This is a genomic window from bacterium (assembly GCA_040754625.1).
Lineage (GTDB): Bacteria > JACRDZ01 > JAQUKH01 > JAQUKH01 > JAQUKH01 > JAQUKH01.
Genome location: JBFMCF010000094.1, coordinates 1 through 14,083 on the forward strand (window position 1 = coordinate 1; position 14,083 = coordinate 14,083).

Below are 14,083 nucleotides of genomic sequence, written 5' to 3' on the forward strand. Positions count from 1 at the left end.
TATAAGAAAGGTAGTGGATGAATTAAAAGACAAATGGGCAATTACTCTTAAAGATGAAATATCAGGCAATTCCTTAAAATTACTCCTCGATAAAAAACCGCACTAATTGGCAAACTCGGGAAATTTATTTGGGCAAAAAAAACGGAGAGTTTTTTACTCTCCGTTTTCAATTTGGCTATATTTGATTTGTTGAATATCCGGTCTTTTAGCAGGACATAAACCTCATGTCCTGGCCGCAGCATACAAGGTCGCAGGGGTCACAGCCGCACGGGTCATTCACGGTGATAACCATACCGCATGAATCGCACGTGTATTTCGAGCCTTTTTTTGTTTTTTGATTTGTTTTTTCCGCTGTTTTTTTGCTTTTCGTTTTTTCGTTTTTCATAATTGTCCTCCTCTTTTAATTGTCAAAACCAGTTATTAACTCCTGCGTTTTTCTGTTTTTTCATCGGTTTATTGCAGCAATTTTTCGCTTTCGCCGACACCGAACCGCATGACACACACCTGTAATAATTGACCTTTGCCTTTTTAGCAGTTTTTGGCATTATTTTCATAATTATCACCTCCGGTCAAAATAAATCTATTTTACCTGATAAACTTGCCATATCAATGACCGGGATATTGAAATCATCCGCCTTTTCATTCAAAAGTTTTTTCAATACGGCCGGGGATATGGTCCGGTATTTTAAAACAGCTTCAATCTTGAGCGGTGAAACTGTTTTTTCAGGAATTAAAAAACTGTAATTTTCAATAACATGTTCTTTCGGGGGTATCCTGTGGTCATAAAGGACTTTAACAGCCTGCGCCAGATTAATAACCGGGTTTCCATTTTTATCCCCAAGCACAGTATTGAATATAACTGTGTCCTTTTCAAGTTCCCCGTTATTGTCCGCCGCGCCGGACCTGAAAATTGCGGTCCCGTCCCCGCCTGTAATTCTGATATCCAGCCACATTTGCCTGATTGTTGTCATGCCTGTAGGTAAATAATGCCCCGCGCCTGAATTGATAACTTTTACTTTTATCTGCGCCAATCTGCCTTTTTCATAATTGCCGTCCATTATTATTTCCAATTTTGCCGCGTTTGTAAGCCTCTCAATGGCCAGGGAAGAATGGATATCGCTCCCCAGGAGCTTTGGTACCACTGAATTCCCCCCCGCAAAATAATGTGTCCATACATGGTCTCTGTAAGGACCGTTCTCCGCGGCTTTACCGGGATTATCCGGCCTGAACGTGCTTCCCGTGGCAGGAATTCCCGCTTTTTGCCTCATATGGCAATCCTGGCAATTAGCGGCATTAGCAGCATCTTTCGTGTTATACGGGCCCTTCTGCCACTCATCAAAAGTTTGTTCAATCGGGAGTTTATTTTCTATATGAGACACATTATGGCATAGCCCGCAGAATTCGGATTTCGTGTAAAACTCCGAATATTCCGAAGGGTGCGTTTTCAATTTAGGGTCTCTGGGTGGACTTTCCTCTCTGGGGTCTTTGCGGGGCCCAAGCATGACGGAAGAATAAACTTCACCTGTGTCCGGCGTTAAAGCATACCCGGCATCCCCGATATGCACAGCCTCATTTATATTATGGCACCAGTTGCAAAAAATGCCCTGGGCGGGCAGGTCTGACAATTCATCATAATCGTCCGCCGGGGATTGGATTAGATTGGCCCTGAACCCGAGGGGCGTGTGGCATTTCACGCATGTCTTCATTTCAAGAATTTCTCCCGGCGTCCTTGCCGCGCTATAGAATAGTTTAGTGGCCGCGCGCCATATAGGATCAACAAAGGCCTTGCTGTGCATCGACCCTTTCCACTGCTTGTATATCTCGGGATGGCATTCTCCGCATACATCCGGCTTGACAAACCTTTCTGTCCTTAGTTTCATAAAATCAAGCAAATCTTCTTCATAATTGACAGCCCTTCCCTTCATTTCTTTTTTTACCGGCGTTTGTATTATTTCCTTCCCGTAAATTTCTTCCCTGTTTATTTCTCCGTCATACGCGAAACTAAAGGATGAAATAATCAGGCCTATTCCCGCGAGCATCATGGACATAACTCTTTTCATAGCAATCCTCCTGTGTTAAAATTTCTCACAAAAAATCTTTCAGCATTTCTCTTATCTTACTGTCCCTTTCTTCTTCCTTTTGCGGCATAATTTTTGAAAAATTTTCCTCAAACACCGGGGCGTCCTTCCTGTAAAATATCCCAAGCCCTATCGGCGCGCCGCTGTTGTAATCCCATTCCCTGATTTTCTCCAGGGCGCGATTATAATCATCCGTATCATGGCCTTTTAACTCATATACAGTTTTATTATAATACTCATACATATTAAAAAATGTCACACAAACCTGCAAAACGTCAACCAGCGAAAATCCCTTATGCGTTATGGCTTCCTTTAATACTTTTTTCAGAAGTTCCAGATGTGACGAGTAGCCCCTTCCAATAAACGTGGCGCCGCTTGAAAGGATGAGTTCAAGCGGGTTTAAAGGAAGTTCCTTTGTCCCGCGGGGGGTGGATTTACCTTTAAAACCCAGCGGCGATGTTGGAGTGTATTGGCCTGTCGTAAGTCCATACACGCGGTTGTTATGAATAATCATGGTAATATCGATGTTTCTTTTCGCCGCGAAAACCAGATGTTCCAGACCCTCCCCGTACGCGTCGCCGTCACCGGCGAAACCTATCACCTTTAAAGCGGGATTGGCTATTTTTATTCCTTCAGCGGCGGGCGACACCCTGCCGTGTATGGAATAAAAACTGTTCACATTGATATAATCCACTATCTTCGCGTGACAGCCTATGCCCGAAACAAGGACAATGTTTTCAAAAGGCAGTCCTTCTTCCGTTAATGATTTCAAAACCTGCCGTATTGCATTAAGTATCGCGAAATTTCCGCACCCCGGGCACCATGTATTTACCGCGTAAGTATTTAAATCTTTCCCTGTCATGAAATTTTCCTCAATTCATTTTCCAATTCATCCAGTGAAAACGGCCTGCCGTCATATTTTAATATTTTTTCGTCAACATCAAATCCATGGATTTTAAGGAGTCTGGCCAATTGCCCTGACGCGTTATTTTCAACACAAACGGTCTTCTTTAAACCCGAAACCGCCGATTTAAATTCCACCGCAGGAAACGGCGATAAAACAACCGGGTGGATCACTTTTAATCCTAATTTTTTCCCGGCTTCAACACATATTCCTTTGTTCGAACCCCAGCAAATAATCCCGATCTCCGAATTGATATTTCCATAAACCCTCATGGGTTTGTATTCGCCGAGTTCCTCCAGCAAAAACCTTTCTTTACGCATCCGTTTATCACACATATTTTTCGTCGTCTCTGAATCTTCCACCGTAATTCCAAATTCGTCGTGTTCATAACTGTTTATTTTCACAATCGCGTCTTTGGCGGATGGAAAAGCCAGGGGCGAAACGCAGCTGTCCGTCTTAAGATACCTTTTATACTGCATTTTCCCATCCCAAAAGACAGGCGCGCATTTTCTTATATCTTCGATTAAATCGATATCAAAACTATACGTTCCCTCGCAAAGGGTTTTATCAACAAGAACAATCCCGGGCAGTTGATATTTCCACGCGAGATTGAGGCAAACCGCGGACCAGTAATACGCCTCTTCCGCGTCCCCGGGTGCGATAACAAGCCTCGTCCATTCTCCCTGCCCGGCGTTTAAGGCGAAAAGGAGTTCGGTCTGCCCCGTGTAAGTGGGAAGCCCCGTGCTTGGCCCTGTTCTCTGGCCGAGCACAATAACAACCGGCAGTTCCGCCATGCCCGCGAAGGTAAACCCTTCCGTCATCAGGCAAAACCCGCCTCCCGAGGTCCCGGCCGCTGTTCTTTCCCCCGCGTAAGAAAGACCCTCCGCCATTAAAATGACCCCAATCTCACTCTCCGGGTGAACTACTTTTAAACCATATTTCTCCGATACACCCGCCAAAAAATGCAGGATATTTGAAGTCGGCGTCATAGGATAAGCCACATAAGCTTTAAGCCCGGCCCGGACAAGGCCAAGACCTATTGCCTCGTTTCCCGTTAAAATCGGAAGACTCTTTTGCCGCGTTGCATCAAGGCTTAACAATTGATCTGACAGATCATATCCTTTCAGCGCGATCTTAAGGTTGGATTCAAATTCTTTAGCGATATTTTTTTTGAAAACATTTTCCAACACATTCCATCCAATCCCCGTGCTCCTGCAGAAACTCCCGATAATCCCCGAGTTCCTGACCACGGTGCTTGTTTTTTCTTCCTTTACAAATTTCTCAAAAGGTATTCCCTGTTTTCGGCCTTCAAAATGTAAATTTTCTGTTTTGACAAGTTCGGAATCATAAATTAAAAACGCGTTATTTTTGAGCCTGTTTTTATGCGAATCCAGAGTTTCCTGGTTTAACGCGAGTATGCAATCGACCTTGTCCCTGTGGACCGCGATTTTATTCCGTGAAATCCTTATTATTGAAAAAGTGTGGCCGCCCCTTATCAGCGAAGGATATTCGCGGTATATATAGATATAATAACCAAGCCGTCCCAAAATCCTGGCAAGGACCAAACTGGCCTTGTCGATCCCATCCCCCGCCCTGCCGCCTATAAGAAGAGAAAATTCTTCCATATTAGTTTCCCTGAACAATCTGAACTCCCCTTAATCCCCTCTTTACTCTTCTCCTCCTCTTTTTTTTCGCGAAGCGATCACTTCGTGAAAAGAGGAGGCCGGGTGGAGTTCATAATTATATTTTTCCTCATGGTTGTTTTGTATTTCACTTTATTAATTTCGCCGCTATTTTCGCCACATGGTTTCCCTGGTATCTCGCAGCCTCCAATTCATTTTCCGACGGCATACGTTCTCCCGCTCCCCCCGCGATAGTTGACGCGCCATAGGGAGAACAGCCGGTAATTTCATCGATTCGCATCTGCCCCTGGAAAGTATAAGGGAGCCCTACAATAATCATCCCGTGATGAAGCAGCGTGGTGTGAAAACTAAGGATCGTCGATTCCTGGCCGCCGTGCTGTGTCGCCGAACTTGCGAACACGCTTCCTGCTTTCCCCACCAGCGCGCCTTTTAACCACAGATGCCCTGTCGCGTCGAGAAACTGGCGCATCTGGCCGCACATGTTTCCATATCTTGTCGGAGTGCCGAAAATAATCGCGTCCGCCTGCGGGAGCTCATCGACATTGCATACCGGTATATGGGCGAATTTTTTCTGCGGTTCAACCGCCCCCATTTTTTCAAGTATTTCTTTAGACAATGTCTCCGGCACCCTGCGAAGTTCCGGGACCGCGCCTTTCACCCTTTTGACGCCTTCAGCGACAGCCTCGGACATACGGTAAATATGGCCGTACATGGAATAAAAAACAATTAATATTTTCATTTTTTTAATCCTCCATTTTTTCGAACTGGTCTTTCCCGACCCCGCATACAGGGCAAATCCAGTTATCCGGCAAATCTTCGAACGCGGTCCCGGGGTTTATTCCGCTCGATGGGTCACCGGCTTTAGGATCATAGATATAACCGCATACCGAACATTGATACCTTGACATGAATTAATCCTCCTGTTATTTTATTTTATTCGCGAAATTTTTTCCAAATTCGTAACATTGTTTTGATTCGTTCTCATCAGGTACATATTTAAACTGGATACCAGGCTGTGATATCTCCACACCTGTTTCTCTCAGGACATTTTCTATTGATTTCACCGCCCCGCCTCCCCAGCCGTAAGAACCAAAAGCGCAGCCTATCCTGTTTTTTGGTTTCAATCCTTTCAGGAATTCCAGGAACCCCGCAATAGTAATAAGCATGTCATTATTATGGGTTGATGAACCAATGATAAAACCCCTGCTGTCAAGCATTTCCCCTATTACCTCGGTCCTGTCCGCCTGGTTGATATCATAAAGCTTCACCTCTATGCCGGCGTCCATCAGGCCATCAACGATTTTCCTCGCCATTTTTTCAGTCGACAGCCACATTGTTTCATAAACAACAACGACCTTTTTCCTGGTTTCATTTTTACCCCATGATAAATAAGCGTTAATAATCTTCATGGGGTCTTTCCGCCAGATTATCCCGTGGCTGGGAGCTATCATCTTAATAGGTATGCCCATTTTCACGACATCCTCGATTTTCTTTACGACAAGGCCGCTCAAAGGCCATAAAATATTCGCATAATATTTCGCCGCCTCTTCCATTACAAGCGAAAGGTCAACTTCGTCATCAAACATTTTTGAGGACGCGTAATGCTGGCCGAACGCGTCATTGGGCATGAGCATTTCTTCCTCCGGGCAATACGTAAACATGCTGTCAGGCCAGTGAAGCATCGGCGCTTCCACAAATACAAGCGTCCTCTTTCCTAATTTGAGTTTATCGCCTGTTTTTACGACCTGGAAATCCCAGTTCCCGTAATAATTTTTATAAAGCCCCTCCCTGCATTTTTGAGTGCCGAAAACCTTCGCGCCCGGGCAAAGCTTCATTATGGCGGGGAGCGCTCCTGAATGGTCTGTTTCAACGTGGTTTGCTATAACGTAATTTATTTGAGACGGGTCAATGACCTGCTTTATGTTCTCAATCATTTCACCGGCAAAAGGGCCGTAAACAGTGTCAACCAGGGCGATTTTTTCATCCATAAGAAGATATGAGTTATAGGTGGTCCCTCTTTTCGTGTTGTATGTGTGCCCGTGAAACGTCCTGACATTCCAGTCAATGGCCCCGACCCAGTAAATACCGCTTTTCACTTCCAATTTGCCCATTTTTTTCCTCCTATGTTAGAACTCCCCCTCTTTAAAAAAAGAGGGGGAACTCCTTCTTCCCCTCCTCTTTTTTCAAAGAGGAGGTTGGGAGGAGTTCATATTATCTCTTTATTTGTTTTTTCACCTGTCAAACTCAATTTTTATAATATACTTTTTAAACATTCAGATAAAGATGATACTTCTACTTTTTATTGACTTTTTTCCACCCAAACCTAAAATTATAATTTTAACAATTCCCTGACTTTTTCAAGCATAATTTTTATATCAAAAGGCTTGCTGATGACCGCGTCCGCCAGTTTTAACGTGGTTTCCTCATCAATATATATTTTTTTCTGGATTTTATTTTCATCCATTAAACTGGTATTTTTAGGCCTGCCGCTTATAATTATTATTTTGATTTTGATATTTTTTCCTCTTATGCTCTTCAAGACTTCAAACCCGTTTAACCCGGGGAGTTTAATGTCCAGGATAAGCAGGTCATAATTGCCGTTTTCAATGATTTTTTTACCTTTTAAACCGTCATACGCCGCGTTCACAGAATATCCTTCCCCGCTTAAAATTTCAGTTATCTCTTCACACAATTCCTTGTCATCGTCAATTATGAATATCCTGGGCTGCATTGTAAATCCTTTCATTATAATATTATCTATTCTGGCGTGACGGCATTTCTATGTTTACCCTGGTCCATTTTCCTTTTTCACTATCAATATTTATCCTGCCCCCATGCATGGTTAAAAGTTCCCTGCAGATGGTAAGGCCGAGTCCAGTCCCTTTCGATTTCCGGGTAAAAAAGGGATCGAATACTTTTACGAGATCTTCCCTGGCTATCCCGCACCCGTTATCCTTGAAATATATGCTGATATTGCCGTTCCTGCCGCCGGGGGCGTATATTTCTATTTCACCCTTTTTTTCCGGCAGCGATTGATAAGCGTTATTTATAATATTGCTGAATATCTCTTTTACCTGGTAAGGGTCCGCCTCTATAATTTTTCCTTTAAGATAATCAAATACTTTATTAACCGACACCTCATAGTGGCTGAATTTTTCATACGCCGAATCAATACACTCGTTTAATATCTCAAAAATATTTATTTTATCGAAATGCGGCGTCCTTATTCTCGAATAAGTCAAAAGATTATTAATAATATTGCTGCTTTCCGATACCTTTTTTTCAATGTTCGCGAGGTGGCTTGCCAGGGACGGATTATTATTTTTTTTTGATATGTTATAAACCGCCATTTGAATGACACCAAGGGGGTTTCTCAATTCGTGGGCCACAGTCGCGGCTAAAGCGCCTATATCTGAAAGGCGTTTTGCTTCACTTAATTTTTTTTGGGCCGTTGTCAATTCTAATTCCGCTTTAACGCGCCTGGCATCCAGTGTAAACCTGTAAATACCCTCTCCTATCAAAGCGGTCAAAGGTTCAATAATATCTATCTTTTTCCTGGGCAGCATATTTTCTTTTTTGTCCGCGATATGTATCGCCCCGAATATCTTATTTTTATAAATAACCGGAATAACAGCCACTGAACGAAAACCATGTCGGACGCACGCGCCGCGATATTCGGCTTTTTCTTCGTTCTTGAGGCCTTCCGTGAATTCAACCGTGTTGTTGCAGTAGAATGACCCGTTCGGGGTTGTTACGTTCACATACCGGGGCCTCAATTTTCCCCCGACAACCCTGATACACGCACATTCATCCGTGTAAACAGAAAGCCAGTTTTCGGATTTCAAAAATTCGCGGCTGAAACCTGTATACGATTTATACGGTATGCACCCTTCTTCATTTAATATCCTGATACCAACGCACCTGCAGTCAGTCAAATCACGGATAAATTTGGCTATCGCGTCCGTGAATTTTTCGTACGAAGCCGATTTTGACAAAAGTTTCAGTATAACATTGCTCCTTATAATATGTTTTTCAATTTTCCTGCGCTCCAGTATTTCTTCCTCAAGCCGGCTGTTTTTCTCTATCAGTTCCGCCGTCCGCCGGGTCACTTTCAATTCCAGTTCGTTATGGGCTTTTTTTAGTTTTTCTTCAATATTTTTTCGCTCATCGATATCGCTTATCATCCTGAGATGCCCGCGTAACACGCCGTTATCATCTGTCAACGGGCTTATGAATTCAAGCACCCAGAGGTGCGTCCCGTCTTTTTTCAAAATCCGCCTTTCCCTGGTCCCCCTGCTGCGGCGTTCAGTATTTTTGCCTATAAATTTCCTGTCTTTTTTATCAAGGTAAGAAAATAAAAAAGAACCGGTTATCTCTCTTGCCGGGTAACCAAGCATTTCCGTCACCCTTTTGTTCACGTAAACGATTTTAGCTTTTAAATCCGTTATACATATACCCTCCTGCGTGGTTTCCACGATAGAACGGTATATCCCGTCAATATTATTTATTGCCTTGCTTAAATTTAAATTTTTGCGCCGCGTATTATTTTTGTTTTCAGGCATAATTCCTTAAAGTTTTATTTTTCTGGTTTTTTTGCGGTATTGGGTGGGGGTATATCTTACAAGTTTATTAAACTGCCTGATAAAGGATTCCGCGTTTTCATAGCCCAGTTTTTCCGCGATCTGGTTTATATTGTATCCCGAATTTAACAGGAGTTCCTTCGCCTTGCCCATTTTTAACCTGAGTCTGTATTCACTGAAATTTACACCGGTATTTTCCTTGAATATCCTGCTTAAATACTTGGGGCTTAAGCCCACTATCCTGGAAACATCATAGAGGCATGTTTTTTTATAACAATTCCTTTCGACAAAATTTTTCACTTTTTTTATCTTGCCTGAAATATCCCCCGTGTCTATGTCTTTTCCCGATTGCTTGATGTCAAGGAGCCTTTCAATAATCTCTTTCGTTTTGTCGATATTCAAAGGCTTTTCGAGATAATCATCGGCATGCCCTTTCAGCGCTTTAATGGCCACATCCTTGGAACTATAACCGGTTAAAATGATAATTTTGACCTCCGGGTCTGTCCTTTTAATTTCCCTCAACACCTCTATCCCGTTTATACCCGGCAGCATCACATCCAGGATAATAAGGTCGATATTATTCGCCGACTTCAGCAATTGAAGCGCGGCCTTCCCGTCCGGAACTTCCTCTATCTCATAGTCACTAAAATACTCTTTGAATTCTGACCTGAAAACCTCATCATCATCTATTATTAATATTTTGCCTGGCATGCCGTCTCCCTGTTTTTTTGTAAAAATTTTATTATACACCTTCATCCTGACTTTCAGCAAGGAAGAAAAATGATTTCAAGTTTTTAATCTCTTTGACACCTCGGGCCAATTGATATTATTAAAAAACACATCAATATATCCGGCCCGGTCGATCTGGAAATCCGTTAAATAAGCGTGTTCAAACACGTCCATTACAAGGACCGGCTTTGACCCGGCTATATGGCCGGTATCATGCTCGTTTATCCAGAGGTTCATCAGGCGGCCGTTTTGCGGGTCCAGGCAAAGAACGACCCAGCCTATTCCACGCATGACCCCCGAGGATATAAAATCCTGTTTCCATGCGTCAAAGTTTTCAAAATTTTCGCTTATTTTTTTATATAAAATATCTTTCGCGTCCAAGACTGTTTTCCCTCCAAGATTATCGAAATAATACTCGTGAAGCCTCATCCCGTTAAATTCCCATCCAAGCCTTCTTTTAAGTTCCGCGTATTCGGGATCGCGGTCCTTTCCGGCGGCCGATAATCCCCTGAGTTTTTCAAGCAGAATATTCACATTTTTCACATAACCCTGGTAAAGCTTAAAATGGTTGTTAAGAAGCGTGTCGCTGAAACCTGTCTTGCCCGGAAGCCCGGAATAATCTTTCGCTGAGTATAAAACTGTATTTTTATCCATTTTACCTCCTATTATTAATTTAAAATTGGCAATTGAATATTAACAATTGACAATTGAACATTAGTGATTAGGTATTTATTTTAAAACAAATTATCAATTGCTAATTGCCGATGCTTAATTGTCAACGAAATCGCAATAATTAATTTACAGCGCACCGGCATCCTGTGGGGTACCAGTTTATTTTGTTTTTTCGGATTCCGGCAGCTGTAAAATATAAAACAACGCGCTTCCCGCGAAAAAATCAGCCCACGCGAGCATAATATCAGGCAATGTGGACGTAAAAAGCCATATCCCGAGAGGCGGGTGTTTGACAATATATTCATAAACACTTATATGTCCCATTAATATACCCGCGAAAACAGCGAAAATACCGTTTAATAAATATCCATAGGCGGATGTGGAGGGGGACATAAATAAAACACTTATCAATATCAAATCAACCAGGGGAAACATAAAAGCGGCAAGGTTAGCCATATTGATTTGCCCGGGAGCAGAAGGTAAATAAGGAGGATGGATCCTTAAATGTAAAAGAAGCGCGCCTCCCGCCATTAATACAAGGCCCATCCATAGGCCCCAACGCATATTCATAAAAACCTCTCCCGTTTAAATGGTTTAAACGGTCAATCCATGGTTTAACGGATACGTGAAGAAAAGTCAACCACGTAAGCAAGATACAGTGTAAAACTTATTGCTATAAAATGTAAAATCCACCAGCCTAATTTATACCGTAAAAAATTCTTTAACATCTCTTCCCCCTTTTACATTTTACATTTCACGTTTCACGTTTCACGGCATTCCATGCCACACCAGCCGCCCAATAATATAAACCAAGGTTATCCCCGCAAAATGTAAAATCCACCAGCCCGGCTGGAAAAGGCCGAAATAATGGCCCCACTTTAATTCGGAAGACGGGATTAAAACAAACGCCGATTGAAACGCGCCGCAGACCGGGCATTTTTTCGGAATAAGGTCCCTGCCGTCAACGCCTGGGCAGTCATGAATATATCCGCACACTTTACACCGGTATTTTTTCATATTATTATTTTCCCTGATATTTTAAAACATTACCGCTATAAGCAAACCAAAAACAATAAGCAATAATATTATTAACGCGTGTTTTAATTTTATGGCAAACTTACCCATTTTTAATTCCTCCGCACTCCGCATCAAAAACAGTTTATACTTTTTACAAAAAAAAGAAAATAGTTTGTTTCCGCTTTTTATTGACTTTTTTCCACTATATTTTATCCCTCAGTCTTTTAAAAAATTTTTGTATCCTTTTAGCGTTTGTCCCGACATCGCTCCTGCCCACCCTCGAAACGGAACGAAGGTCTATCCTGCTTGATTCATTAAAAGGCGTGATACGTATCGCGATATCATCCTTGAATCCAAACCAGAACGTTTCATCTGTCGCCTCTATGAATCCCGCGTCTCGTTTCGCGTTAACTATTTTCCAGCCCATTTCTTTTGCCGCGGCCAGGCAAAGTTCATATGCTTTATCCGGCTTAAGTTTGGCATTAAAAGGTCCGATGCCTGGATAAGCCTTGCGCTGCATCACACTTATTTCTCCGCCCGGGTATTCTGAAGAATTCGGCGCGTTTTTACGGAGCGCGAGGACCGCGTCGAATTGAGGCGGATTTTCTATATCGGTTGTAATATCATGGATCGCAGGGACATGCCTGGCAACATACATCCATTTCAGGGCCGTGCCAGCCACTGTGACACTTATAAGAAATCCGGTCAAAGAAAAAATAAATATATGCTGCGATTGTTTATATATTGCAAGGATCAAGCCTGCCAGCGTTAACACAAATATCACCGCTTCCGCGTAAGATGACCACCTGAAAATCTTCAGTCCTGCGCGGAAATCCCAGAACGACCATCTCGTGCCAAGGCCCGCTAAAACGGCGGTCAACGCGAAAACAGCCGCAAGGCAAAGACCCGTTAACGCAAAAATTAAAATATTATTCTGTTCTTTAAACATTTTGTTTTCTCCATTAAAATTCATTTAACCGCACTTCCGGTTTTTGATTTTTCCCTCAATCGCCTGGAGAAGCCCGTCAAAAGACCCTTTAAAAGAAATTACTCCTTCATCAAGAAGCCGCCCGCAAATCTTATCAATATCAACACCCGCCCTTTTCAGGTTATGTATGACCAATTCAGCTTCCCGCGAATCATTGTTAATCGCCTCTTTTACCTTTCCGTGCTTTATAAACGCGAGCAGTGTTTTTTCGGGAAGGGTATTTATAGTCCCTCTGCCGATCAATTCTGTTACGTATTTTATATCGGAGTATAACGGGTTTTTTGTCCCGGTTGACCCGAATAGAAGCCTCTGCGGCCTCGCGCCGAAGGTCTTTATTTTTTCATATTTACCGGATGAAAATATCTCAAGATATTTCTTATAAATAATCCTGGTATTTGCCGCCGCGGCCCTGCCTTTTAAAGAAATTAATTTGTCTCTTAACGGCCCGTCCGCGTTTATTTTGTCTTCTATAAGTTTGTCCGCCGCCGTGTCGATACGGCTCACAAAAACACTTGCCACTGAACACACTTTGCCGGCGTCTCCGCCTTTTTTTATTAAACTTTCCATGCCCCTTAAATATGCCCTGGCCGTGTTCAAATATTGCTCAACTGAAAAAATCAATGTAATGTTTATATTTATGCCTTCTGACAAACACTCCTCAATGGCCGGGAAACCTTCCGTTGTCGAGGGTATTTTTATCATAAGGTTTTTCCTGTTGACTTTTTTGTGTAAACGTTTGACCTCTTCGATTGTTTCACTTGTTTTATAAGCCAGAGCGGGATTCACCTCGAGGCTGACATAACCGTCGAGGCCGTTTGTTTTTTCATATACAGGCCTGAAAATATCAGCCGCGTCCTGTATGTCTCTGACAGTCAAATCGTCATATATTTCAAAAACAGTTTTCCCGTCCGCGAAAAGTTCTTTGATGATTTTATCGTATGAATCAGCAGAACATACCGCGTTATTAAAAATAGCGGGGTTTGAGGTCAACCCTCTAAGGCCTTTAGCCGTCAGGTCTTTCAAAAATCCCGATTCGATCATTTGCCGGTTAAGGCTGTCTATCCATACACTCTGGCCGTAAGCGGCCAAATCATATAGAATATTATCTGGCATTTTTAATCCTTTTAATGGTTTAGAAACTTACTGTCTCTTTTCAAAAAGTTTTTTATACTCCGCGTAACCTTCTTTTTCCAAATCTTCCTCTGGTATAAACCTCAGGGCCGCTGAATTCATGCAATACCTGAGGCCCGCCGGTGGCGGGCCGTCATTAAACACATGGCCGAGATGCGAATCGGCGTTTCTGCTTCTTATTTCGGTCCTTGTCATAAAAAATCCCCTGTCAATTTTTCGTAATGTCAAAAATCTCTTTGACATTTTATTAAAATTCCTTATCATTATCGATAAAAATCAACTTTTTAAATGCTCCCCCCTGTTTTTAAGAAAATTTTGAGGTATAATAATCATCATATTGT

At 42.5% G+C, this 14,083-nt stretch carries 15 protein-coding genes and 2 pseudogenes; all 17 read right to left on the reverse strand.

What is annotated here, in order from left to right:
* Window positions 1-205: 205 nt before the first annotated feature.
* The 17 genes and pseudogenes from AB1498_08515 to AB1498_08595 all read right to left on the reverse strand — a co-directional run bounded on the left by AB1498_08515 (window position 206) and on the right by AB1498_08595 (window position 13,964).
* On the reverse strand, window positions 206-385 hold the full coding sequence (locus tag AB1498_08515) for a hypothetical protein (protein ID MEW6088333.1): 180 nt from the start codon (window positions 383-385) through the stop codon (window positions 206-208).
* A gap of 22 nt (window positions 386-407) precedes the next feature.
* A complete protein-coding gene (locus AB1498_08520) occupies window positions 408-554 on the reverse strand; it encodes a hypothetical protein (protein MEW6088334.1) in 147 nt (48 codons plus the stop codon).
* 15 nt (window positions 555-569) lie between these two features.
* A complete protein-coding gene (locus AB1498_08525; protein MEW6088335.1) occupies window positions 570-2,060 on the reverse strand; it encodes a multiheme c-type cytochrome in 1,491 nt (496 codons plus the stop codon).
* A gap of 25 nt (window positions 2,061-2,085) precedes the next feature.
* Window positions 2,086-2,940 (reverse strand): thiamine pyrophosphate-dependent enzyme, encoded by an 855-nt coding sequence (locus AB1498_08530; protein MEW6088336.1) that lies wholly within the window; start codon window positions 2,938-2,940, stop codon window positions 2,086-2,088.
* Complete coding sequence (locus tag AB1498_08535) at window positions 2,937-4,607, reverse strand: 2-oxoacid:acceptor oxidoreductase subunit alpha (protein MEW6088337.1); 1,671 nt, start codon at window positions 4,605-4,607, stop codon at window positions 2,937-2,939. The genes AB1498_08530 and AB1498_08535 overlap by 4 nt, the downstream gene beginning before the upstream one ends.
* Window positions 4,608-4,752: 145 nt before the next feature.
* A complete protein-coding gene (wrbA, locus tag AB1498_08540; GenBank protein MEW6088338.1) occupies window positions 4,753-5,364 on the reverse strand; it encodes an NAD(P)H:quinone oxidoreductase in 612 nt (203 codons plus the stop codon).
* Between the two features lie 4 nt (window positions 5,365-5,368).
* Window positions 5,369-5,533: a rubredoxin gene (rd, locus tag AB1498_08545; protein ID MEW6088339.1), complete on the reverse strand. Its 165-nt coding sequence runs from the start codon at window positions 5,531-5,533 to the stop codon at window positions 5,369-5,371.
* 15 nt (window positions 5,534-5,548) lie between these two features.
* Window positions 5,549-6,736 carry a flavodoxin domain-containing protein gene (locus tag AB1498_08550; protein ID MEW6088340.1) on the reverse strand — a complete coding sequence of 396 codons (1,188 nt, stop codon included), beginning with the start codon at window positions 6,734-6,736 and terminating at the stop codon, window positions 5,549-5,551.
* A 218-nt stretch (window positions 6,737-6,954) separates the two neighbouring features.
* Window positions 6,955-7,371: a response regulator gene (locus AB1498_08555; protein ID MEW6088341.1), complete on the reverse strand. Its 417-nt coding sequence runs from the start codon at window positions 7,369-7,371 to the stop codon at window positions 6,955-6,957.
* A gap of 7 nt (window positions 7,372-7,378) precedes the next feature.
* Window positions 7,379-9,187, reverse strand: a complete 1,809-nt coding sequence (locus tag AB1498_08560) for an ATP-binding protein (GenBank protein MEW6088342.1) — start codon at window positions 9,185-9,187, stop codon at window positions 7,379-7,381.
* A gap of 6 nt (window positions 9,188-9,193) precedes the next feature.
* Window positions 9,194-9,916 carry a response regulator gene (locus AB1498_08565; protein ID MEW6088343.1) on the reverse strand — a complete coding sequence of 241 codons (723 nt, stop codon included), beginning with the start codon at window positions 9,914-9,916 and terminating at the stop codon, window positions 9,194-9,196.
* Between the two features lie 75 nt (window positions 9,917-9,991).
* Window positions 9,992-10,588, reverse strand: coding sequence for a Fe-Mn family superoxide dismutase (locus AB1498_08570; protein ID MEW6088344.1), 597 nt, complete (start codon window positions 10,586-10,588; stop codon window positions 9,992-9,994).
* Between the two features lie 177 nt (window positions 10,589-10,765).
* A complete protein-coding gene (locus AB1498_08575) occupies window positions 10,766-11,176 on the reverse strand; it encodes a hypothetical protein (GenBank protein ID MEW6088345.1) in 411 nt (136 codons plus the stop codon).
* Window positions 11,177-11,509: 333 nt separating this feature from the next.
* Window positions 11,510-11,623 (reverse strand): annotated as a pseudogene (locus AB1498_08580) (rubredoxin-like domain-containing protein).
* Between the two features lie 202 nt (window positions 11,624-11,825).
* Window positions 11,826-12,572, reverse strand: a complete 747-nt coding sequence (locus AB1498_08585; protein MEW6088346.1) for a DUF1499 domain-containing protein — start codon at window positions 12,570-12,572, stop codon at window positions 11,826-11,828.
* Window positions 12,573-12,596: 24 nt separating this feature from the next.
* Window positions 12,597-13,724, reverse strand: coding sequence for a transaldolase (gene tal / locus AB1498_08590; protein MEW6088347.1), 1,128 nt, complete (start codon window positions 13,722-13,724; stop codon window positions 12,597-12,599).
* 27 nt (window positions 13,725-13,751) lie between these two features.
* Window positions 13,752-13,964: pseudogene (locus AB1498_08595) on the reverse strand (peptide-methionine (R)-S-oxide reductase).
* Window positions 13,965-14,083: the final 119 nt, after the last annotated feature.

Excerpts from the sequence above, each read along its gene's own strand:
- rd (MEW6088339.1), bottom strand. The coding sequence starts at position 5,533 with ATGTCAAGGTATCAATGTTCGGTATGCGGTTATATCTATGATCCTAAA.
- AB1498_08550 (MEW6088340.1), bottom strand. The coding sequence starts at position 6,736 with ATGGGCAAATTGGAAGTGAAAAGCGGTATTTACTGGGTCGGGGCCATT.
- AB1498_08525 (MEW6088335.1), bottom strand. The coding sequence starts at position 2,060 with ATGAAAAGAGTTATGTCCATGATGCTCGCGGGAATAGGCCTGATTATT.
- AB1498_08565 (MEW6088343.1), bottom strand. The coding sequence starts at position 9,916 with ATGCCAGGCAAAATATTAATAATAGATGATGATGAGGTTTTCAGGTCA.
- AB1498_08575 (MEW6088345.1), bottom strand. The coding sequence starts at position 11,176 with ATGAATATGCGTTGGGGCCTATGGATGGGCCTTGTATTAATGGCGGGA.
- AB1498_08570 (MEW6088344.1), bottom strand. The coding sequence starts at position 10,588 with ATGGATAAAAATACAGTTTTATACTCAGCGAAAGATTATTCCGGGCTT.
- AB1498_08555 (MEW6088341.1), bottom strand. The coding sequence starts at position 7,371 with ATGAAAGGATTTACAATGCAGCCCAGGATATTCATAATTGACGATGAC.
- AB1498_08520 (MEW6088334.1), bottom strand. The coding sequence starts at position 554 with ATGAAAATAATGCCAAAAACTGCTAAAAAGGCAAAGGTCAATTATTAC.
- AB1498_08560 (MEW6088342.1), bottom strand. The coding sequence starts at position 9,187 with ATGCCTGAAAACAAAAATAATACGCGGCGCAAAAATTTAAATTTAAGC.
- wrbA (MEW6088338.1), bottom strand. The coding sequence starts at position 5,364 with ATGAAAATATTAATTGTTTTTTATTCCATGTACGGCCATATTTACCGT.
- tal (MEW6088347.1), bottom strand. The coding sequence starts at position 13,724 with ATGCCAGATAATATTCTATATGATTTGGCCGCTTACGGCCAGAGTGTA.
- AB1498_08585 (MEW6088346.1), bottom strand. The coding sequence starts at position 12,572 with ATGTTTAAAGAACAGAATAATATTTTAATTTTTGCGTTAACGGGTCTT.
- AB1498_08515 (MEW6088333.1), bottom strand. The coding sequence starts at position 385 with ATGAAAAACGAAAAAACGAAAAGCAAAAAAACAGCGGAAAAAACAAAT.
- AB1498_08535 (MEW6088337.1), bottom strand. The coding sequence starts at position 4,607 with ATGGAAGAATTTTCTCTTCTTATAGGCGGCAGGGCGGGGGATGGGATC.
- AB1498_08530 (MEW6088336.1), bottom strand. The coding sequence starts at position 2,940 with ATGACAGGGAAAGATTTAAATACTTACGCGGTAAATACATGGTGCCCG.